Source organism: Acerihabitans sp., from assembly GCF_036398755.1.
In the GTDB taxonomy this organism is placed as follows: domain Bacteria; phylum Pseudomonadota; class Gammaproteobacteria; order Enterobacterales; family Enterobacteriaceae; genus Acerihabitans.
In genome coordinates, this window is sequence record NZ_DASWOM010000031.1 from 1 (window position 1) to 20,798 (window position 20,798).

Below are 20,798 nucleotides of genomic sequence, written 5' to 3' on the forward strand. Positions count from 1 at the left end.
GCTGTCGGTGTGGGGAATATGTATCCCGCCGTGCCATGAACGGCGGCTGTTGATCGGGAAACTGCGTTTGGGGTCGACGGGCATCATCCTGCTGACCCAGTCGGCATCCTGTTCCGTGCCGGATTTATTTTTTAGAAACGGGGGGCTGATAATCATAGGGTTAACGTCCTGTTAAGAGAATGACCAGCGTTTGGCCGGCTCTTCAACCTTCCCGGCTAAAGTGGGTACTTCAGCCGGGATGGTCGCTTTATCCACACGCCCATAATGCCCGGCCTTGGTGAGGTAATCCCCGGCGGTACCCGATTCGATTCGATTTTCGTCCAGCGTGATATAACTGCCGCCTGCATTTAAGGTGATTTTCTTTTTCGCCGTAATATTGATTTCATCTTCGGTGCTGGTAATGGTTACCGCCTTGCGGGCCAGTAATTCCATCAGGTCATTTTGCGCCTGCACGGTGATGGGTCCCTGATTGGCGATCAGTTTCATTCCCAGTTTTCTAACGAAAACGCTTAACGTATTTCCCACACCGATAAAGAAGTTCTTCCCAACGCTGATATCCGCATTTTTGCCAGCGGTCGCAATCAGGTTCTCGCCGGCGCTGATTTGCACATGTTCGCCACTGGTCAGAGCGATTCCTTTCGGCGCGCTTAGCAGCAGCACGGCCTGTCTCAGTTCACTGAGGTTTTGTTGCAACAGGTTGATTTGCCCCTGCAAATCGGCCGGACTGGCCGTAGCTGTTTTTGCATTGGCAGAAATGGCCTGCATTTGCTCTTGTGCGCTATGCAGCAGGCTAAACGCCGGTTGCATCTCCAGTACTTTACCTTGAGCCTGATATTGGCCGTCAGCGCTGATGAAAATCCCTTTATTTGCGCGAATGCTGCCATAGCTGTCGGTTCTTAGCTCAAAACCCTCACCGCGCTGTTGTTTTTCCTCATCCACCAAATGCCCCAGGTTCAACTGGCTTTTACCGCCATACTCGGTGCTGAGCTTGATATGCTCTTTTCCGCGTTCATCGTCCAGACGCAGTTTGTTGTTGGCCGGTGTGCGCAGGACGTTGCGCTTGAAGTTGCGGATGGTGACGGGGTCGCCGTGCGCTGAATCGTGCAGCGCGTGGGCGATATAGGGGCGGTCCGGATCGCCGTTCTCAAAGGCAATCGCCACTTCGGTGTCGGCCAGCAGCGGGAAATGCATACCGTAGGTATCGCCGGCGTAAGGGCGCGCCTGACGCACCCACAGGCTTTCATAGCCCTGTTCCCAAGCGTCGCGGTCGAACAGCATTTTGACACGGTAACGTCCGTCCTTGTCGATATGGCCATAGGTGTCGTTGGCGGTGGTGCTGGTGACGCGGGCGGCCAGGGTGCCGGCCATCACCGGTTTGCCGGCCGGCTGCGGGCGAAAGCAGTAATCCTCTGAGAAAGGAATGGCGTCAAACGCGACTTCAAAACTTTTGTCCCGTTTAGCGCTGCTGAGGGTGCGGGTGATGACCACACCCTGGTTAAACTGCGGTGGAATATCCCCGCCGGTGACCTTAAGCTCCTGGCCCGGCACCAGGGTGGCGGCGTTGGCCACGCCCGAGAAGCGCGCCTGTTTGTTCAGATAGCGTTCATGACGCAGCCGGGCGTAAAACGCGCCGCTTTCCGGTTCGGGGTTGCGGCCCGCGCCGCCTGCGGTCAGGTAGTTGTCGGCGTAGTGGCAGGCTTCACCGTAGGTGGTGGTGGCGTCGCGGGTGATATCGACGCTGACCGACATGTCGGCGGTGGCGTTGCGGTAGTTGTAGTCAAGGGTGCCGACGGATTTCTGCACCACCTGATGGTCGCTGGCCAAATCCCAGGCGGATTCGACGCCGCTGCCGTGCATGCCGGAGGGCGGTACGGCGCACAGCCGTGGCCCCTGCTGGTAGTATCGCTGGTCATCGCAGAACTCCACCACGTCGATATTGAGTTTGGGATCCGCGGTAAAGCGGTACCAGATGCCCACCTCCGCCAGCAGGCGCGAGATAAAAGCCAGATCATCTTCTCCGTACTGCATCACCTGCTCACGGCGCGGATATTCTTTTGCCAGGGTGAAGACAAAATCCTGACCACGCATGTCGTGACGCTCGCGCAGGATTTTTTCCACGATACCCGGCACCGAGATGTCCTGGTACACCCGGTGCTGATGGCTGCGCGAAAGCAGGGCGAGACGCGGCTGCAGGCATAGCGCATAGCGGCCCTCGTCATTTGATGTCGACAGGCGCTGAAGTCCGGTGACCACGCCCTGAATCACACGCTGCGGCTGCTGGACACCAACGCCGAGGGCTTGAGCCACCGGCGCACGCAGGATGAGCGAGGCGTCCTGCATCAGCATGGCGGCCGGGTCGATGTTCTTCTCGCCGCTGGTGAACTGAATAAGGTAACGAAACGGTGTACTCAGGCCCTCTTTGCCTTCAAAGCTCAGGACATCGATGGATGAGGCATTGGCGCGAACGGTTAATATGTGGTGGCTGTGGTCGAAAAATACGGTTGCGATGTTCATGGTTTTACTCCCTCAAACTCCAGCGTGATGCCTTCTTCTTCAGTCCAGCCAAAGGTCAACGACGCCGTTTGCTGCTGTTCCGACATGCGGCTCAGCAGTTGCTGGCTCAGCAACGGCAAAATCTGCTGGTTCAGCAGGCTGTCGATGTTGCGCGCGCCGGTATCCGGCAGCAGGCAGGCGGCGGCCAGGGTGTCGTATAGGCTCTCTTCGATAATGCACCGCAGTCCGTAGTGTTGGTTCAGTCGTTTGGCGACCTGTGCCAGTTTCATTTTGACGATGGCGCGCAGGGCAACGGCGTTAAGCGGGCGGTAGATCAGCGTCTGAAAGCGGGCCAGCAACGCGGGCTGGAAGTGGTCGCAAAGAAGAGGGCGCAGCAGTTCGTGCAAATCGCCGCTGGTGGCATGCGGCTGTTCATCCAGCAACCGCAGCAGGCGATCGCCGCCCAGATTGGCGGTCATCAGGATCAGGGTATTGCGGAAGTCGATTTCGCGGCCTTCGCCGTCGCGCATTACGCCGCGGTCGAAAACCTGATAAAACAGGTTAACGACGTCACGGTGCGCTTTTTCGACTTCGTCGAGCAAAATCACGCTATAGGGGCGCTTGCGCACGGCTTCGGTCAGAATGCCGCCCACGCCGTAACCGACATAGCCCGGCGGGGATCCTTTGAGCTGGGAAACGGTATGCGCTTCCTGATACTCGGACATATTGATGGTAATAAGCGATTTTTCGCCGCCGAACAGGGTATCGGCCAGCGCCAGGGCGGTCTCGGTTTTACCGACGCCGCTCGGGCCGACCAGCAGGAATACCGCCAGCGGGCCGTTCTCGCTGGTCAGGCCGGTTTTGGCGGCGCGCAGGCGCCGCGCCATATCGGCCAGCGCCGCATCCTGCCCGACCACGCGGGCGGCGAGATGGTGTTCCAACCGCAGCAGGTCGGTCTGCTCGTCTTTCAACAGGCTGCTCAGCGGCACGCCGGTCCAGTCGGCGATGACGGTGGCGACGGTGCGTGCGTCGACGTCCAGCGACAACAGGGGCGCATTGCCCTGCACGACGCGTAATGCCTGCTGCAACTCCGCCAGGCGGGCGGCATCGGCGGTTTCACGACGGGCTTCGACGATTAACGCCGTCAGGCGTTTTTCTTCTTCATATCGTCGTTCGAGCTTTTGCTGCGCAATAGCCAGTGCTTCGCGGCGTTTTTCGATCTCATGCGGCCGCGTGGTGTGAAGGTCAGGCAACAGCAGCCTATCCTGTTCGATGGCCCGTTGCTCCATTTCCAGTGTGGCGAGTTCAGCTGTCATCGCCGTCAGCGTTTCCGGCAGGCTGTCGATGCCCATGCGCACGCGCGCGCAGGCGGTATCGAGCAGGTCAACGGCTTTGTCCGGCAATTGGCGTCCGGTCAGGAAACGTCGGGAAAGGGTGACGGCCGCGGCAATCGCGGCATCAAGAATGTGTACGCCGTGGTGCCGGGCGTAAAGGTTTTTCAGGCTACGCAGCATCAGGCAGGCTTTAGCGTCGTCCGGCTCGTCGACGGTGACCCGCTGAAAGCGGCGTTCCAGGGCGGCGTCGCGTTCAAAATACTGTTTATACTCAGACCAGGTGGTGGCCGCGATGGTGCGCAGTTCGCCCCGGGCGAGCGCGGGCTTGAGCAGGTTGGCGGCGTCCGCGCCGCCGGCCTGATTGCCCGCGCCGATAATGGTGTGCGCTTCATCGATAAACAACAGCACCGGCGTGGGTGATTGCTGGACGGCGTCGATGACGTTTTTCAGGCGCTGCTCAAACTCGCCTTTTACCCCCGCGCCGGCCTGCAACAGGCCGAGATCTAAAGTACGCAGGCTGACGTTCTTCAGGCTGTCCGGCACGTTGCCTTCGACGATACGCAGCGCCAGGCCCTCAACCAGGGCGGTTTTGCCGACGCCCGGTTCGCCGACCAAAAGGGGATTGTTTTTGCGGCGGCGCGAGAGGATAGCGATCATACGGTGGATTTCGCTATCGCGGCCGAAGATCGGGTCGATCCGCCCGGCTTTGGCTTTTGCGCTGATATCCAGGGTGTATTTATCCAGCGCGGCCTGCAATGCTTCGCCAGGGTGTTGGCCTGAGAGCCTGTTCACATTAGCTATTGGCGCCGCGTCGTCCAGTGAGCGGGGCCGCATATGCAGACCGTTCTGCCGCAGCAGCTCAGGGCGCTCGTCGGACTGCGCGTCCATCACCGGCTTGAGGCGGGCTACCTGTGGGGCGCTCAGGCTGAACAGCGGCCATGCGCCTTCGCAGCGCAGCAGGCGCGGCCGGGATATGAGCGCTTCCAGCACGTGCACGCTGCGGATGGTCTGGCTATCATCCTGCAATGACGCGGCCAGCCAGGCGGCCTTCATCAGGGTCTGCAGGTCATCGGCGAGCCGCGGGCGGATATGCACCGAGCGCGGCAGGGTATCGAGATGCGACAACAGGCTTTGCCACAGGTTGTCCATGTTCCACTCGTAACGGCGCGCCAGCACGGTGATATCGCCTTCGCCCGGCTCCAGCAGTTTCAGCAGCCAGTGCTCGATGGTAATCTCCGCGTGGGTCCGGGTTTGACAGAAGGTAGCGGCGGCTTCCAATGCCTGTGCGCAGTATGGGTTGAGACGACGAAGTAAAACGGCTGACAGGTTTTCCATGCTGCATTCCTTTTTTGGCTACGCTACCGCCCCTGGCCTTTCCTTAGCATTCAACAATGCTGGAAACCAAGGCCCATAAGGTGGGTGTTGAAATTGTTTTGCTGTTGGCGGAACGGCCTGGACAAGCGGTTTGGCAAACAACAAAAACAGCAGACGGCGAACCGCCTGCCGTTGGGCGTTAAGAGGTGGTACGTTCGTTCCAGGCGTCGGAATGAATAATGTTGCCGTCCTTGTAGGTCCAGGTGATTTTTTCGTAGCGCAGTTCAATCGCTTCGAGATGGTTGTGTTTCTCGAAAGCAGGATCTTTGATGTCGTGCATTTTTGGCGCGACTTTGACCACCTTCACGTTTTCAAGTTTGGTATTGAAATACTCCACCTCCTGGCCCGCGTCGTTGATGCAATACCATTTAAACTCAGCGGATTTCAGGGTCTGGCCGGTGGTGACCGCTTTGTACAGATACGGGCTGGAGGAGTCGATTTCCTTGGTGAACAAGAACGGGGTGTGGATGCGGGTACCCGTCAGTTTGCCGGTGTTATTGTCGGTGGGGGTGTACAGCATGTGTTCCTGCGCCACCACTTCGATGCTGCCTTCACGATCTTTGACGTCCACCGAACCTTTAATGTCCGCGCCGCCGTCGTCTTTCAGCCACAAATAAACTGGGATTGCCATGGTAGTTCTCCATTTCAATGTTATTCACGTATCAATCATTTGAAACGTGTTGGGACGCTGTCGCCTGCCAGGCGTTAGCCTGCGGCACCAGACTGATTTCGACGCGCCGGTTGGCTGCACGACCTTCCGGCGTGTCATTCATTGCAATCGGGCGCGTCGCGCCGTAGCCCTGAACCGCGAAGCGGGTCGGCGACAGGTCGCTGGTGGAAAGCATCCAGTCGCGCAGCGCTTCCGCGCGTTTCAGGGATAAAATCTGATTAGCCCGCGCATCGCCGGTAATGTCGGTGTGGCCGGACACCACAATCAACCAGCCGGGTTTGGCCTTCACGCCAATCAGCGCATTGAGCAGCATTTTTGTGCTGTTCGGCTTGAGCTGATGTTTGCCGGTGTCAAACAGCGACAGGGCGTCGAGACGCACGGTTTCCGGCGTGTATTTTCCTGGCGATGGCGATGGCGATGGCGATGGCGTCAGTGGCGGCGCGTAGGTTTTAAGCGCCATAAAAAGCGGCAATCTCAGGCGCTCTCCCTGGTAAAGACCTAAACCCAGGCGCAGCGGATTACCGTGACGCAACCAATCGTCAAGCTGCGCGGCATGCTGATGTAATATTTCGACCGCCTTGGCTTTTGGGCCGTAACTTCTCATCTCTACGCTTTCGTACTGGCGGATGTCGAAAGCAACCCGGCGCAGCAGGTGCTGGTTATGCCAGGCGCTGCAGCCCAGGGCCATCATGGCGATAAGCGTCGATGCCGTGACGGTTTGTCGCAGCATACGCCGGCGGGAAGACTCGCCGCTGCCCGACGGCAGGTCGGAAAAGATAAAGTCCGGGAGAAGTGGATGAGGGTTTTCGGCATCTGGTCCAGGGTGCCAGCCCGATACCTGCGTCAGCGCGGTGCGGGCAACCAGCCAGCGGTACCAGAGCGAAGCAGGTTCAATGTTTTTCATCCCGTTAACCTGAGACAGGATCACCTGCTGGGGCGATACGCAGGCCACATCGTTGTTGCGATCCTGAAATACCGGCAGTACCCGCGCGTTCAGCCAGTCATTATGCGCAGACAGGAGGATTGTTTGTTTGAACCGGCCGGCCTGTGCGCTATTGACCTCCGCGCGTTGCCAATTCGCCAGTGTCTCAGGCATCGTGACGGTGGGCCACAGCGTGAGGGGATGGGCCTCGCGCCGCGATAGCCAGACCGGGAGGATTGCAAGACTTGTGGCCACGATGCTGTAGATCACCAAAGGCAGGGCGCGGCGAATGTCCCGGCTAAGCTGAACCCATTGCCAGCGCAGTTCATGCAGTCTGGCGGACAGCGCGCGTTCATCACCCTGCTGCTGCGGATTGGCAACCAGCATGATAGCCAGCTGATTCGCCCATTCGGGGCGTTGCCACAGAATCTGCCGGGTCGACTGATGCAGCGAACGGCTATCCGCTATCCGCAGCCAGCAGCCCGCTGCCGTCTGAAGCACGGTGCTGTTGCCGAACAGAGATTCGAGGTCGTCACCGCAAACGAGTACCACCGGCAGACGATAGCTTTCCCCGGGAAGCTCGCCTGGCAGCCCGCCGGTAAACTCGGTGTCTGGCTTGCGGCGGGTGCGCCATGTGCCGATGACACACGCCATGACCACCAGCAGGAACGCCAGCCAGCGTACCGTCGGTGAAAAAGGCAGAAAAACCTGGCACAAAATACCCGCCGGTATGCCGATGCCGGCCCATAGCCATAAACGCCGCCGCCACATCGCGCTCATGGAACAGGCTCCGGCAGCAAGGTCGGCAACAGGCCGGTTAGCCAGTAATCCAGCCCCCACCACAACAAGGCGACGATGCAGGCGGCCAGACCGATGCGCAGCGGCCAATAGCGAAGCCATACGCCAATACGACTGGGCGGCGGAGCCAAGGCAAGCGCCGGTCCCGATGGCGCAAAGCTGAAAGCGGGAACCAAATCGCTCAGCTTTACCACCAATTGCTCGCGCTCCGTCACCTCAAGCGAGCTGTATCCGCCCTGGAAACCGAGCATCAACGCCCGATGGAAACAGACTAGCACCCCGCTGTCCGGCGCGGGATCGCGCAAGACGGCGCGAATCCGTTCATAAAGCTGGCTACCGGCATCCAGCGTGTTGAAGAAATGCGCCTGCAAGGGGGAATCGCACCATACAAAATAGGCATCGTCCCGCACGCCGCGTCCTTTGACGCATTCATCCAGCAACGCGCACTGGGTATACAGGATGTGACCGGCATTCTGCTCACTGACGCCCGCGTCTCCCAACTTCCGGCGCACAGCTTCGACATCGGCAACGCATTTCTTCCAAAAGGCGCGGCCTTCGCCTTCAGCAAAGCTCACCTCCTGGCGAAGGCTTATCACCTGCAGCCAGGTTTCCTGCAGCAGGGCGTCAATATCAACATATCCGGTGCGTTCCATCATGGCGTGACTCATACGCGCAGCACCGCAAATAATTCGAGCTGGATCTCGCCGAGCGTGCCCGGGACGTAAAACACGCAGGCACCCGCTTCCATCATCTGCTTTGCCGCGGGATGGCTTAGGTCAAGTGAGAAATACTGATTCTCCAGACGTAACGGAATGGCGGCCGGGACATGGCTCAGAGGGCTCAGCGGGACCCCGCTAAGCGCCACATTCACCACGTTTCCGACGTCATCGGGCGCCCCGGCTTTGCATAATTGTGGGAACAGCGTTTGCAACCGGGCGCAGGAGAGGGGAGAGCGCACCGACAGGTAGAAATCAACCCCTTCGCGCAGGCGCGGATCGTGCAGGTTTCCCCGCCACTGATTGATCCGAGGCTCATGAACCAGTTCGATGGCCACAACGCGGGAAGGCAGGCTGGCTTCCAGCAGGATATTGAGCAACGCGAACAGCGGCGGGAAAACGGCGCTCAGACGGTCATGCCGATAAGCCGGAATGGCGGTGACGTTATACTCCAGCGAAAACGTCAGCAGGTTGCCGGCCAGTCTGGCCAGCTCCTGATAAAGCCGCTCTGGATGGGCCTGGGGACAACGCTGAAAATTTCCCAGCACCGGTTCGGCGCCGTTAAGGGCATTGAGCAGCCAGAACAGTGAGACGTCGGCGACGGCAAAGTCGGCCATGCGCGCATTGCTTTCCCGTCGCATAGCCATCAGTCTGTGCAGACGCGCCCGCAGCTGTACCATCAGGTTTTCCAGTTGCTCAACACACCAGCGGCTGGCATGCAGGCTCAGCAAGGGAGGAATAAAGTTTTCGTCCAGCGCCCAGCGTCCCTGGGCGTCGAGCAGTAAACGCGCAACCGGGCACACCAGATAATCGCCATTTTCCTGGGTATCCATACGCAGCGTCAGCTCATGCGTCATCACGGCGACCTGTTTCTTGTCTTCACCATAATGATTTTGCACGTCATGCCAGGCCTGGCGGTAACGCACCGGCCGTTCGGCCCGCTCGTCAGGCTGCAGGCAATTGCCGCCGTTGGCATAGAGCTGAGGCATTGCCAGCATCACGGTCGCGACCGTTGCACCGGCGGGAAGGCATGCGGCAAGCGTCAATGTGGGCGGGAGCAAATCGGCGCAATCCGTATCGATTAAAACGCCGTCCTGAAAACGAACGTTCAGACGCTCTGCTTTCAGTCGCCCCTGCGCCAGCGCATCCTGTTCAAACGAGGCGCGGAGCACCCCCCATGGATGGAGGACGCCCATTTGCGCAATACATTCATTGGTCCAGGCCTCAAGCGAGGCCTGTTGTTGAAACTGCTGCGGAGATACCAGAATTCCGCGGGTCCACAAAGGGCGTTCAATCTTCATCGCGCCTCCTGCTTTACGCTTTCGCTTTAGGCATTTGGGAAACCAATGACAGGTTCACATCCATGCCTTCCACCTGAAAGTGCGGTACGGCGTACAGTTTCACGCGAAAGAAGCCAGGGTTGTCGTCGATGTCTTCCACGGCCACTTTAGCGTCGCGCAGCGGGTGTGAAGCCTGCAGGTCGTCGCCCGGATCGGTCATTTCAGTTACCAGGGTGCGGATCCAGGTATTAAGCTCCAGCTCCAGCAGGCGGCGGTCTTTGGTGGTGCCGATGTTTTCCCGTTGTATGAGTTTCAGGTAATGTGCAATACGCGACAGCAGAAAGATGTAAGGCAGGCGTGAGTTGATGCGACTGTTGGCGGTTGCGTCGGCCGTGTCATACAGCGCCGGTTTCTGCGCCGAGTTCGCTGAGAAGAAGCAGGAGTAGTCACGGTTTTTGTAGTACGACAAAGGGATAAAACCCAGATTGGCAAACTCAAACTCGCGGGTTTCCGGGATCATCACTTCAGACGGGATTTTCATCTGATTGCCGGTGCCGAGATCATACAGGTGGATTGGCAGGTCGGTGACGGCGCCGCCAGCTTGCGGACCACGGATTTGTACGCACCAGCCGTTTTTGATAAAGCTTTTCACGATATTGACCGCAAAAGCGAAGGCGGCGTTGGTCCACAGGTACTTCTCATGGTCCGGGCCTTTCACTTCTTCCACATAGTTGAAGCTGCGCACGGGGAGGGTGTCCGGGCCGTAAGGCAGGCGAGCCAGGACGCGCGGCATGGTCAGACCGATGTATCGCGAGTCGTCGGAATCGCGAAAGGATTTCCATTTGATATACTCGGCACGGTCGAAGTAATTGCCGATATCCTTGATGGCGGCGACGTCTTCCATGGTGTCTTTCAGGAAGAATGCGGGACCTGCGGAGCCGATAAACGGCATGTGCGCGGCGGCGGACACCCTGGAAATGTTGCGTAGCAGCGCGACGTCGCGGGTGGTCGCGTCGAACTCGTAGTCGGAAATCACCGCGCCGATTGGCTCGCCGCCCGGTGTATCATATTCCTGGATATAGGCGTGGTGGTACATACCGCTTTGCGTGATTTCAGGGCAATCTTCAAAGTCCTGGCGCAGGTCGTCTTTTGAGACATCCAGCAGTTCGATCTTCACGTTCTGCCGGAAATCAGTGCGGTCAACCAGGAACTTCAGGCCACGCCAGCCGGATTCCAGGCGCTGGAATGCCGGGTGGTGCATCACCACGTCCAACTGACGGCTTATCTGCTCATCCAGGGTGGCAATATGGTTATCGAGCAGGGCCTTATCCAGCCGCACGACTTTTTGACCAGACTCTTTCAAGCGCGCCAGGAATACCTGAACGGCGGCGGTCACACGCTCGTCGGTGGTGACATCGCACATCGCCTGATTGTCCTGGAAGATATTCAGGTCGCCTAGCGAAGATACCGGCGTCAGGTTGATTTTGTCGAACAGGGAGGCGTAGACGCGACCGGTTTGCGGGCGCGGCAGCACCGAGGCCTGGCTGATGGGGGATGAGGTGTTTTCGTTAGTGACTGACATGAGCATTATCTCGCATTAATCCGTTAAGTTGAGGTATTACGCCCTGGGAGCCAGTGCGTTCAGTTCTTCGCGCAGTTCATCGCTCAGGCTGTCGTCTTTGAGAATCATCTCGAGTTCTTTGCGAAAGGTCGCGTTGTCCAGCAAATTGGATTTGAGATCACGCAGGAGATTGCGCATGGCGAGCATGGCGCGTAGTTGGGGAATTTGGCGCGCCACCTGCTCCGGCTCGAAATCCTGCATGTCTTTGAAGTTAAGCTTGATGCTTTTTTCGCTGTTATCGCCGGCCAGGGTGTTTTCGACGGTCAGGTTGAGCGCGGGGGTGAATTCCGCCAGCACGCTATTGAAGTTTTTCTTGTTGATGTTCACCTTTTCGCGTTCAGACAGCGGACGACTTTCCTGACCGTTGCTGTAATCCCCCATTACCATTAGTTTTAATGGTAATTCGGATTTCTTCTGCGCGCCGCCGGTGTGCAGGCTCAACTGAATATTTACACGCGCTTTCGGAATTTCCGACTGGAAACTATTTGACATGTTATTACCTTCTGCTGGGCTGTTGATATTATTTTGAGACAAGCGGAAATAACAGCTTTGCTTCCTGCAAGGCCACAAAGTGTATTACGTTACGGTATGTTCATCCCCGGCGGCGTAAATGAGGTTCTGAATTAAAGTATGATATTCTAATCAAAATTAATCAATACCGATAATGCGCGTGAACGGGGTTTATTGTGTTACTTGTTTGAATTTATACAATTTTTATTTAATCCTGACGGGTGGGGGATGTACTGAAGAAAACCAGGATTCCCATGCCTTTGAATATGATTTGACGCTATTTTATGATGATGTTCGGTAATAGGATGGATTAATGAAATTAATTTAACAAAAAAGCATATTATAATATTTATGCGAAAAAGTTATGAATGTTTTTTAATAAAGTAAGATATTAATAGCAGGGTTTAATTGCTATTTAATTAATATCCCCTATTGCCTGTTATTGTCGACATACAAACATCTTCTCATCGACGCCAACGCCGGCCTGTCGATATCTGCCCCAGTCGCTATTGTTCTCATGCATGCCTGATAAGTCTAAGCCTATCAGGCATAACATGTTTTATGCAGTCATTACCGTTCGTATCTTTCAGGAACCCATTTTTTCAGGGATACGGGCAATGACCTTTATTTCGAAATCGAACCCGGCAAGCCAGTTCACCCCTACCGCGGTCCAGTTAGGGTAAGGCGGTTGCTGAAATATTTCTCGCTTCACCGCCATGATCGTGTCGAACTGCTGTTCGGGATCGGTGTGGAATGTCGTCACGTCGATAATATCGTCAAGTGTGCAGCCCGCAGCGGTGAGAATTGCCTTCAGGTTGTCAAAAGCAAGCTTTACCTGAGCGTCGAATTGGGGTTCCGGCGAGCCGTCGACACGGCTTCCAACCTGCCCGGATACGAACAATAAGTCACCGGAGCGAATGGCGGCAGAGTATTGGTGTTCTTGGTACAATGCGTGGCGGTTGGCGGGGAAAATCGGTTTACGCTGGATCATAAGGCTACCTTTTCTTTTAGGGACCGGTTCGGTCGTTGCATCACATGTACGGTTAATTTGACATACGCGGCGTATGCCAATTGTATTATACATACGATGCGTATGTAAATTAAAATACGACGCGTATATAAAATGGAGTAAATATGGCAATAAAAGGTCGGGCCGAAACAATGGAGGCGAATCGGGTAAAGCTTATCTCAGCGGCGCGTAAAGCCTTTGCTGATAAAGGGTTTGCCGCAGCATCAATGGATGATCTGACCGCCAGCGTGGGGCTGACCAGAGGGGCTCTGTATCACAATTTTGGCGATAAAACAGGCCTGCTGGCCGCTGTTGTCGCACAGATTGACGGCGAGATGGCCGGGAGGGCGAAAGAAATGGCGCAATCGGCAGGGGATGACTGGGCCAGGCTACTCTCGGAAGGCGTTGCCTATATACAGATGGCGCTTGATCCGGAGGTGCAGCGTATCGTTCTGCTGGATGGACCTGCGTTTCTTGGCGATCCCTCACGGTGGCCAAGTCAGAATGCCTGTCTGGATGCGACCCGGAGCGCGGTGGCTGAGATGGTGAGTAAAGGGATTTTAAAGCCCGTGGATGTAGAAGCTGCGGCTCGTCTACTCAACGGGGCCGCATTGAATGCCGCCCTTTGGGTCGCGGCGAGCGAAGATCCGGTGGTCACGCTGCCAAAAGCGATAGACGCGTTTCAACTTCTGGTGAGCGGTCTGCTCGCGCGCAGGCCGTAGCATGAGGCATCGGACGCGCCCGGTCTGTGGCGGACATACGCCACCGACGTGCCCGGTTTTGCCTGCTTCAGGGCGTACGCTCGCGGTCTTTCTGGTATACGCACGCGCCGTCTCGCGCGCTTGCGGCCGGCAAAGCGAGGCGTTTTTTGTAAGTTTACTTCCCTGCATGATTACCGCCAAGCCCTGAAAATAACGCGGGCAGCGATGCCGGGAAGTATGCGGATTGCTAGAGGAAGCGCTGACAGCGAAAGACTTTATCTGAATCTGCTTTCGTCAGCCAAGTTCGTGGGCTGTCATTTTCAAGCAGGCGAATTATTTTGTACTCAGCTTTTGTTCTGCGGGGAAAGCCGTGGCCCATTAATGACGGAATCCCGTAGAATAAGATCTGAATTAAATTGGTTCTGCTCGGACAAATATCCACCATCGAGCATCGAAATAATCTGGTTAATCACTTCGATTACCATATCGCTGACGGGATCTTTTACGCTGGATAGCGCAGGAATAAGAAACGGTGCGATCGGAATATTATCAAAACCGATTACCGAGACGTCAGCAGGGACTGCCATGCCGGCGTCGTTGAGTTTTTTCATTGCACCAATTGCCATTTCATCGTTACTGGCAAGGATTGCGCTGAACTTCTGCTTGCCGGCGAGGAGGGTTTCAACCGCCGCCGCACCGCTGGCCGATGACCATTTACCCTGTACAATCAGCTCTTCCCGAACCGGTAAGGCAAAAGCGGTCAGTGCCTCTTTATAACCGGCAAAGCGTTCAATGGCGGTCGGGGAATCCATTGAACCGGTAATAAACGCAATGTCATGGTGACCACGTTCAATAAGCACTTTGGTGGCATTAAAACTAGATCCTTTGTGGTCACAATAAATACAGTGGCTCTGATGTTTTCTCAGCTTTCGGTTCACCACCATGACTGGTTTTTTATATTTGTCGACGATAGCGTCCAAGTTATCAATAGATAAAAATCGAGGATAAATTATAATCCCTTCGCAGCCTAAATCATTCAGAAACTCAATTGCCTCCTGTTCCTCTACGGCGCTGTTTTTTCCATCCACCAGAATCAGCTTACGCCCGTTAGCATCCAGTTTTTTGGCCGCCTGAGAAATCAGCTCACTAAAATAATTACCGTTATACAATGTATTGGTTACCACCAGCCCGATACACATGGATTTGCTGGTCGCCAGATTCCGTGCCAGTAAGTTCGGACGATATCCCGTATCTTCGATGGCCTTGTAAACCTGATCCTTGGTTTCCTGGCTTACATAGCCTTTCCCTGAAAGAACGCGTGAAACCGTGGTTTTTGAGACGCCTGCTCTGGACGCTACTTCCTGCATTGTCGACATCAGGCATACCTAAAAGAGAATTGATACCCCATTCTACACATTTTGTCAGTTTTCCGAAAATCTCGACTTGGAAAAGACTCCCAGAGGGATCGTCATCACAAAAATGAAACGACGCTAACATTTTCTATTGAAGTTATAAAAAGATATACACATTATTGTATGGAACCGGTTACCTATCGTTTCAGACACAAACTATAAAAAACATAAAATCCGGCTCATAGGCAACAGTATATTATTTAATGCTATGAATTTTAGAGAGTTATTGCTCATGCCGAATAATTTTGCAGCAATGTCGCCGTCACCCGGCGACGCGGGCAAGGTAGCGGCGGCTACGCACCGCATGAGGCGTTTACGTTTGGTTATCAACGATCAATCCTTGATTGATGGCGAGAAACTCCAAGCCATTGCCGGTGTGATGGGCGTGGCGCATTAAAACCTTAAGCTGCGCCAAACGGCACTGGCCGCGGCGGCTTCCGCCATTGTCGCCGGGATTTCCACGCCCTTTGTCGTTTCGCAACGCGTTGTAAATACTTATTAAAGAACTTAAAAAAGGACCTTCACATGGCTGCATCATCATTTCCTGCCGATTTCTTATGGGGCGGCGCGATTGCCGCCAACCAGGCCGAAGGGGCTTGTTTTGAAGGCAAAAAAGGCCTGGCAACGGTCGATATGATCCCGCACGGTGAACATCGTTTGGCAGTGAAAACCGGTCAGGAAAAGCGTTTTACGCTGAAAGACGATGAGTTCTATCCGAGCCATCAGGCGATTGATTTTTACCACCGTTATAAAGAAGACATCGCGCTGATGGCGGAAATGGGATTCACCGTGTTCAGAATCTCGATCGCCTGGAGCCGCCTCTATCCGAAGGGTGACGAACTGACGCCGAACCCCGAAGGTATCGCCTTCTACCGCGACGTGTTTACCGAATGTAAAAAGTACGGCATCGAACCGCTGGTAACGCTGTGCCACTTCGATGTGCCGATGCATCTGGTGGTCGAATATGGTTCATGGCGCAACCGCAAAATGGTCGAATTTTTTGCCCGCTATGCGCGAACCTGTTTTGAAGTCTTTGACCGGCAGGTGAAATACTGGCTAACCTTCAACGAGATCAACATCCTGCTGCACAGCCCATTCTCCGGTGCCGGTCTGGTATTCGAAGAGGGTGAAAATCAGGAGCAGGTAAAATATCAGGCTGCGCATCACGAGCTGATCGCCAGCGCGCTGGCGACAAAAATTGCGCACGAAGTCAATCCGCAGAATCAGGTCGGCTGCATGCTGGCGGGCGGTAACTTCTACCCGAGAACCTGCAAACCACAAGACGTGTGGGCGGCGCTGCAAAAAGACCGCGAAAATCTGTTCTTTATCGACGTGCAGGCGCGCGGTGCTTATCCGTCCTACACCAAACGCGATTTTGCCGAGAAGGGTATTACCCTTGACAAAGAGCCGGGGGATGACGACATCCTCAAAAACACCGTCGATTTCGTCTCCTTCAGTTATTACGCTTCACGCTGTGCCTCGGCGGACATGAGCGACCATAACAGCGAAGCGGTCAATATCGTCAATTCGCTGAAAAATCCCTATATTGAAGTCAGTGAATGGGGTTGGGGTATCGACCCGCTGGGCCTGCGTATCACTATGAATATGATGTACGACCGCTACCAGAAACCGTTATTCCTGGTGGAAAACGGCCTGGGCGCGAAAGACGAAATCAACGCACAGGGTGAAATCGTCGACGATTACCGTATCAGCTACCTGCGTGAGCACATCAAGGCGATGGGCGAAGCCATCACCGACGGAGTCCCGGTGATCGGCTACACCTCATGGGGTTGCATCGATTTGGTTTCCGCCTCTACCGGCGAAATGAGCAAACGCTACGGCTTCGTCTACGTCGATCGAGACGACAGTGGCAATGGCACCTTGGAAAGAAAAAGAAAGAAATCGTTTTATTGGTATAAGAAGGTGATTGCGAGCAATGGGGCGGATTTGGATTGACATGCGCTTATTGCGTCTTGTGTTTTTCAATTGACCACAAACCAGGCCTGGGAAGGTGATATTAGCTTCATCTGGACTGGTTAACGTTGGCATGATGGATCTGAACGCCCGGCGTGTTATCGGCTGGGCAATATTTTTGAAAGGCGGTGCGTTGCCGGTTATCGCCGTGCTGGATATGGCCCGGCAAACTCGAGGCCATCCTAAGGGAATAGTATTACACAAAGTGAGTCAGTTTGGTCGTCGGGTCTTCCTTGAGCGAAAACGACGTTATCGGATGACGAAAAACATGCGTCGCCATGGTCATCGTTATTATAACGCAGCGATGGGGAAGTTATTAATAAGTCTAAAAAACAATAGGTTGCCAAACTAGCGGGGCGGCTTGAAAATACATGGGCGATTGTCTGACGCGTTATTACAACTACGTCAGGCCCACAGCTAAAATAGGGGTCTGTCGCCCCCTATCAGCTGAAATTATGTCTAATTTATTTTCTGGGAATCGTGGGTCATAACACTATTAAGCTCAGTATTTAATATAGAACCGGTTATTTACTTAAGAGGACTTTATTTATGTCTAAAAATTATGCGGCATTATCACAATCGATAGTCGATGCCCTCGGCGGGGCAAACAACATTGCCGCAATTACCCACTGTATGACGCGCTTACGCTTTGTTATTAATGATGATTCAGCGGTGGATACGGAAAAACTTCAATCCCTCAGCGGTGTACTGGGCGTGGTAAAAAACAACAACCAGTGCCAGGTGATCATCGGCAATACGGTTTCTCAGGCTTATGCCGAGGTGTTAAAACTGTTGCCAGAAAATGCCGTTGCAGAACGCCCCCTGCCGGGGAAAAACAAACTTACCCTGAAACGTATTGGCGCAGGCATTCTGGATGCGTTGATCGGTACCATGTCGCCACTGATCCCGGCGATTATCGGTGGTTCGATGGTGAAACTACTCGCCATGGTTTTCACTATGACCGGCGTACTTACCAGCACCTCGGCGACACTCATTATTCTTAATGCTATTGGCGACGGCGCCTTCTTTTTTCTGCCGGTGATGGTCGCAGCATCCGCCGCGGTAAAATTCAAAACCAATATGTCGCTGGCGATTGCCATTGCCGGTGTGTTGATTCATCCCGGCTTTATTGATCTCATGGCAAAAGCCGCACAAGGTCAACAGGTCGAATTTATGGGAATTTCTGTCACGGCGGTAAAATATTCCTACACGGTGGTCCCGGCGCTGGTTATGACCTGGCTACTTTCCTACATTGAACGCTGGGTGGATAAAATTACCCCCGCGGTGACAAAAAACTTCCTCAAACCGATGTTGATCGTATTGATCGCAGCCCCTATCGCCATCGTGCTGATTGGCCCGTTAGGGATCTGGATCGGTACAGCCATTTCCGCGTTGGTCTACACCATACATAGCTATCTTGGCTGGTTGTCCGTGGCGATCATGGGCGGGATTTGGCCGCTGTTGGTTATGACGGGTATGCACCGGGTGTTCACGCCAACCATTATCCAGACCATTGCCACCGTCGGGACCGAGGGCATGGTTATGCCGTCGGAAATCGGTGCCAATCTGTCGCTAGGCGGCTCATCTCTGGCGGTGGCGTGGAAAACGAAAAATTCCGGTTTGCGTCAAACCGCCCTTGCCGCAGCGGCATCCGCGATTGTGGCAGGGATTTCGGAACCTGCGCTTTATGGTGTGGCGATACGTCTGAAACGCCCGTTAGTGGCTTCGGTAATCAGTGGTTTTGTTTGCGGGGGTGTGGCGGGTGCGGCGGGACTGGCGAGTCATTCAATGGCGGCGCCTGGGCTTTTCACCAGCGTACAGTTCTTTGACCCCGCCAATCCGATGTCTATCGTCTGGGTGTTTGGGGTGATGGCGCTTGCCGTGGTGCTCTCTTTTGTATTGACGCTGTTGCTGGGTTTTGAGGATATACCGATGTCAGAAAACCAAAGCAAAAAAGTTCAACCTGCTCAAGCGGTATTAGCTCATACGATGGAAAGATAATGATCTACTGAAACTGTGTATCATCACGGCCTCAATATAACGCTTTTATAAATATCGATCTTTACGGGGTTATATCCTGGAAGTCGATATATCTATTGCCATGCCATTTTTATATTAATGACATTATTAGGGTTTTTTGAACTAATAAATTTTCCATTAGCATATTAACTACATTTTACTTTTATAAAGGGCATTTATAATGAAAATTTCTCGGCTTGCATTTTTGATTCCTGCACTATTGGCTTCAGCAACTTCTGGGGCGGCGGAAATTTATAATAAAGAAGGTAACAAATTAGATTTATATGGTTTTTTTAATGGCATGCATTATTTTTCGGATGATAAAGGTAGTGACGGCGACAAAACTTATATGCGTTTTGGTTTTAGAGGTCTGACTCAAATTTCTGATCAGCTCGCTGGATTTGGCCGCTGGGAATATCAAATCCAGGGCAACCAAACCGAGAACCAAAACACCGCATTTACGCGTTATGCCTATGCCGGTTTGAAGTTTGCCGGGTCTAACTCTTTCGATTATGGTCGTAATACCGGTGTTTTATATGATGCGGCATCCTATACAGATATGCAGCCGGAATTCGATGCTTCCACCTATGGCTCTGACCAGTTTTTATTCAAACGTGGCAACGGTATTGCCACTTACCGTAACACCGATTTTTTTGGTTTGGTTGACGGCCTGAAGCTGGCTTTGCAGTACCAAGGTAAAAATGATAGTGGGGCGGGCGAGCCGGGTACCCGTAACGTATTGTCTCAAAATGGCGATGGCTACGGCTCCTCTTTGAGTTACGATTTTAAGTCCGGTATCAGTGTCGCCGGTGCATTTTTTAGCTCGAATCTTACCGATGAGCAAAATTCCGCACCGGGCATTATGGGCGGGGGCGGAAAAGCCGAGGGTTATACCGCAGCGATTAAATATAATGACAACCGCCTATATCTGGCGGCAATGTATACTCAAGCCTATAATGCGGCGAAATTCGGATCACCGAGCGCTACAGCCTACGGTTTAGCCAATAAATCACAGGCCGTTGAGCTCTATGCGGGGTACACCCTGCTTTCAGGTCTGGTTCCCTTCGTCGCTTATAACCAAACGCGTGGAAACAATTTAGGTACTGATCGTATGGGTAACAACTACGATGCCCAGGACCTGGTCAAGTTTGTTGATTTTGGTTTCACGTACAACTTCAACAAAAATATGGTGACCTACGTTGACTACAAGGTTAACTTACTTGATGACGACACATTCACCAAAAATGCCGGTATCGTCACTGATAACGTGGCGGCAGTCAGCATGAAGTACCAATTCTGATGAAATCGATAGTCCGGTAAATGTTTGCGTTTCGTTGAATAAGCGGACAAAAACACCGGAAGCGTTTCTGTACAGCGCGTCAGCGTTGACAGCGGGGCGAGCCTCATGGATGAGGCGAGTTATCGAATGCGGTTCGACGGCGAGCCCGGATCCCGGAAAGCAAAAAACCAGCCCTGGGGCTGTTTTTTTTAATCATGGTGCCCGGACTCGGGTACATTCAGTTTTCTATTAAGTTGAATTCCATCATAAATTTTATCCCCGCCGGTTGTCAAGACTCGCATATTGACCCGTATTTGGGGTCTGAGTAGCAACGGAACAGAAAACCTACACAAGCTCGCTGTCATGCATTTCTAATGGTGCGCTATGTCAGGTTCAGCCCGCCATCCGACAGCAAAATTTCGCCGGTCAGGTAGTCCGAAGCTACCAGCATAGCGACGATTTGGGCGACATCCTCCGGTCTGGCGGCTCTGCGCATGGGCGAACGCTCTCGCCAAAGCTGTTGGGCAGCGGTCCAATCCGCCGTTAGAGGCGTATCCACCAAACCAGGGGCAACGGCATTCACTCTGATATCCGGTGCAAGCGATACTGCAAGCAGGCGAGTGACATGGTTCAACGCGGCTTTCGATGCGGCATAAGGGATTGATGCACCCTTGGGCCGGACGCCA

Annotated in this window: 17 protein-coding genes and 1 pseudogene; 6 read left to right on the plus strand and 12 right to left on the minus strand. The window is 54.2% G+C overall.

Going from position 1 to position 20,798, the window contains the following annotated elements; all coding sequences use genetic code 11:
• From VGC33_RS05670 to VGC33_RS05715, 10 genes and pseudogenes are all read right to left on the minus strand, one after another.
• Nucleotides 1-156, minus strand: a pseudogene (locus VGC33_RS05670) (M23 family metallopeptidase); the annotation flags it as partial.
• Nucleotides 157-171: 15 nt separating this feature from the next.
• Complete coding sequence (gene vgrG, locus VGC33_RS05675) at nt 172-2,514, minus strand: type VI secretion system Vgr family protein (RefSeq protein WP_331119781.1); 2,343 nt, start codon at nt 2,512-2,514, stop codon at nt 172-174.
• Nucleotides 2,511-5,162, minus strand: a complete 2,652-nt coding sequence (tssH, locus tag VGC33_RS05680) for a type VI secretion system ATPase TssH (protein ID WP_331119782.1) — start codon at nt 5,160-5,162, stop codon at nt 2,511-2,513. The genes vgrG and tssH overlap by 4 nt, the downstream gene beginning before the upstream one ends.
• A gap of 178 nt (nt 5,163-5,340) precedes the next feature.
• Nucleotides 5,341-5,832 (minus strand): Hcp family type VI secretion system effector, encoded by a 492-nt coding sequence (locus VGC33_RS05685; RefSeq protein ID WP_331119783.1) that lies wholly within the window; start codon nt 5,830-5,832, stop codon nt 5,341-5,343.
• 31 nt (nt 5,833-5,863) lie between these two features.
• On the minus strand, nt 5,864-7,573 hold the full coding sequence (locus VGC33_RS05690; protein ID WP_331119784.1) for an OmpA family protein: 1,710 nt from the start codon (nt 7,571-7,573) through the stop codon (nt 5,864-5,866).
• On the minus strand, nt 7,570-8,259 hold the full coding sequence (tssL, locus tag VGC33_RS05695) for a type VI secretion system protein TssL, short form (protein WP_331119785.1): 690 nt from the start codon (nt 8,257-8,259) through the stop codon (nt 7,570-7,572). The genes VGC33_RS05690 and tssL overlap by 4 nt, the downstream gene beginning before the upstream one ends.
• The gene (tssK, locus tag VGC33_RS05700) at nt 8,256-9,608 is read right to left on the minus strand and encodes a type VI secretion system baseplate subunit TssK (protein ID WP_331119786.1); all 1,353 of its coding nucleotides are present in this window, start codon (nt 9,606-9,608) and stop codon (nt 8,256-8,258) included. The genes tssL and tssK overlap by 4 nt, the downstream gene beginning before the upstream one ends.
• Before the next feature lie 13 nt (nt 9,609-9,621).
• Nucleotides 9,622-11,175, minus strand: coding sequence for a type VI secretion system contractile sheath large subunit (gene tssC, locus VGC33_RS05705; RefSeq protein ID WP_331119787.1), 1,554 nt, complete (start codon nt 11,173-11,175; stop codon nt 9,622-9,624).
• A gap of 30 nt (nt 11,176-11,205) precedes the next feature.
• On the minus strand, nt 11,206-11,700 hold the full coding sequence (gene tssB / locus VGC33_RS05710; RefSeq protein ID WP_331119788.1) for a type VI secretion system contractile sheath small subunit: 495 nt from the start codon (nt 11,698-11,700) through the stop codon (nt 11,206-11,208).
• Between the two features lie 604 nt (nt 11,701-12,304).
• Nucleotides 12,305-12,709, minus strand: a complete 405-nt coding sequence (locus VGC33_RS05715; protein ID WP_331119789.1) for a RidA family protein — start codon at nt 12,707-12,709, stop codon at nt 12,305-12,307.
• Between the two features lie 143 nt (nt 12,710-12,852).
• Between VGC33_RS05715 and VGC33_RS05720 the strand changes: the two genes are divergently transcribed.
• Nucleotides 12,853-13,449, plus strand: a complete 597-nt coding sequence (locus tag VGC33_RS05720) for a TetR/AcrR family transcriptional regulator (RefSeq protein WP_331119790.1) — start codon at nt 12,853-12,855, stop codon at nt 13,447-13,449.
• 323 nt (nt 13,450-13,772) lie between these two features.
• Here the strand turns inward: VGC33_RS05720 and VGC33_RS05725 are convergent, their stop codons facing one another.
• Complete coding sequence (locus VGC33_RS05725) at nt 13,773-14,804, minus strand: LacI family DNA-binding transcriptional regulator (protein WP_331119791.1); 1,032 nt, start codon at nt 14,802-14,804, stop codon at nt 13,773-13,775.
• A 268-nt stretch (nt 14,805-15,072) separates the two neighbouring features.
• On the opposite strand from VGC33_RS05725, the gene VGC33_RS05730 reads away from it, so the two are divergent.
• From VGC33_RS05730 to VGC33_RS05750, 5 genes are all read left to right on the plus strand, one after another.
• Nucleotides 15,073-15,237, plus strand: coding sequence for a hypothetical protein (locus VGC33_RS05730; RefSeq protein WP_331119792.1), 165 nt, complete (start codon nt 15,073-15,075; stop codon nt 15,235-15,237).
• Between the two features lie 128 nt (nt 15,238-15,365).
• The gene (locus VGC33_RS05735; RefSeq protein WP_331119793.1) at nt 15,366-16,796 is read left to right on the plus strand and encodes a 6-phospho-beta-glucosidase; all 1,431 of its coding nucleotides are present in this window, start codon (nt 15,366-15,368) and stop codon (nt 16,794-16,796) included.
• A 91-nt stretch (nt 16,797-16,887) separates the two neighbouring features.
• Nucleotides 16,888-17,166 carry a hypothetical protein gene (locus tag VGC33_RS05740; protein ID WP_331119794.1) on the plus strand — a complete coding sequence of 93 codons (279 nt, stop codon included), beginning with the start codon at nt 16,888-16,890 and terminating at the stop codon, nt 17,164-17,166.
• A 197-nt stretch (nt 17,167-17,363) separates the two neighbouring features.
• A complete protein-coding gene (gene ascF, locus VGC33_RS05745) occupies nt 17,364-18,815 on the plus strand; it encodes a PTS cellobiose/arbutin/salicin transporter subunit IIBC (protein WP_331119795.1) in 1,452 nt (483 codons plus the stop codon).
• Nucleotides 18,816-19,014: 199 nt separating this feature from the next.
• Nucleotides 19,015-20,133: a porin OmpC gene (locus VGC33_RS05750; RefSeq protein ID WP_331119796.1), complete on the plus strand. Its 1,119-nt coding sequence runs from the start codon at nt 19,015-19,017 to the stop codon at nt 20,131-20,133.
• Between the two features lie 361 nt (nt 20,134-20,494).
• Here the strand turns inward: VGC33_RS05750 and VGC33_RS05755 are convergent.
• On the minus strand, nt 20,495-20,798 hold a 304-nt coding region (locus VGC33_RS05755), incomplete at its 5' end, for an SDR family oxidoreductase (protein ID WP_331119797.1).

Coding starts and splice junctions, on each gene's coding strand:
- vgrG (WP_331119781.1), bottom strand. CDS start 2,514: ATGAACATCGCAACCGTATTTTTCGACCACAGCCACCACATATTAACC.
- tssH (WP_331119782.1), bottom strand. CDS start 5,162: ATGGAAAACCTGTCAGCCGTTTTACTTCGTCGTCTCAACCCATACTGC.
- VGC33_RS05685 (WP_331119783.1), bottom strand. CDS start 5,832: ATGGCAATCCCAGTTTATTTGTGGCTGAAAGACGACGGCGGCGCGGAC.
- VGC33_RS05690 (WP_331119784.1), bottom strand. CDS start 7,573: ATGAGCGCGATGTGGCGGCGGCGTTTATGGCTATGGGCCGGCATCGGC.
- tssL (WP_331119785.1), bottom strand. CDS start 8,259: ATGAGTCACGCCATGATGGAACGCACCGGATATGTTGATATTGACGCC.
- tssK (WP_331119786.1), bottom strand. CDS start 9,608: ATGAAGATTGAACGCCCTTTGTGGACCCGCGGAATTCTGGTATCTCCG.
- tssC (WP_331119787.1), bottom strand. CDS start 11,175: ATGCTCATGTCAGTCACTAACGAAAACACCTCATCCCCCATCAGCCAG.
- tssB (WP_331119788.1), bottom strand. CDS start 11,700: ATGTCAAATAGTTTCCAGTCGGAAATTCCGAAAGCGCGTGTAAATATT.
- VGC33_RS05715 (WP_331119789.1), bottom strand. CDS start 12,709: ATGATCCAGCGTAAACCGATTTTCCCCGCCAACCGCCACGCATTGTAC.
- VGC33_RS05720 (WP_331119790.1), top strand. CDS start 12,853: ATGGCAATAAAAGGTCGGGCCGAAACAATGGAGGCGAATCGGGTAAAG.
- VGC33_RS05725 (WP_331119791.1), bottom strand. CDS start 14,804: ATGTCGACAATGCAGGAAGTAGCGTCCAGAGCAGGCGTCTCAAAAACC.
- VGC33_RS05730 (WP_331119792.1), top strand. CDS start 15,073: ATGCCGAATAATTTTGCAGCAATGTCGCCGTCACCCGGCGACGCGGGC.
- VGC33_RS05735 (WP_331119793.1), top strand. CDS start 15,366: ATGGCTGCATCATCATTTCCTGCCGATTTCTTATGGGGCGGCGCGATT.
- VGC33_RS05740 (WP_331119794.1), top strand. CDS start 16,888: ATGATGGATCTGAACGCCCGGCGTGTTATCGGCTGGGCAATATTTTTG.
- ascF (WP_331119795.1), top strand. CDS start 17,364: ATGTCTAAAAATTATGCGGCATTATCACAATCGATAGTCGATGCCCTC.
- VGC33_RS05750 (WP_331119796.1), top strand. CDS start 19,015: ATGAAAATTTCTCGGCTTGCATTTTTGATTCCTGCACTATTGGCTTCA.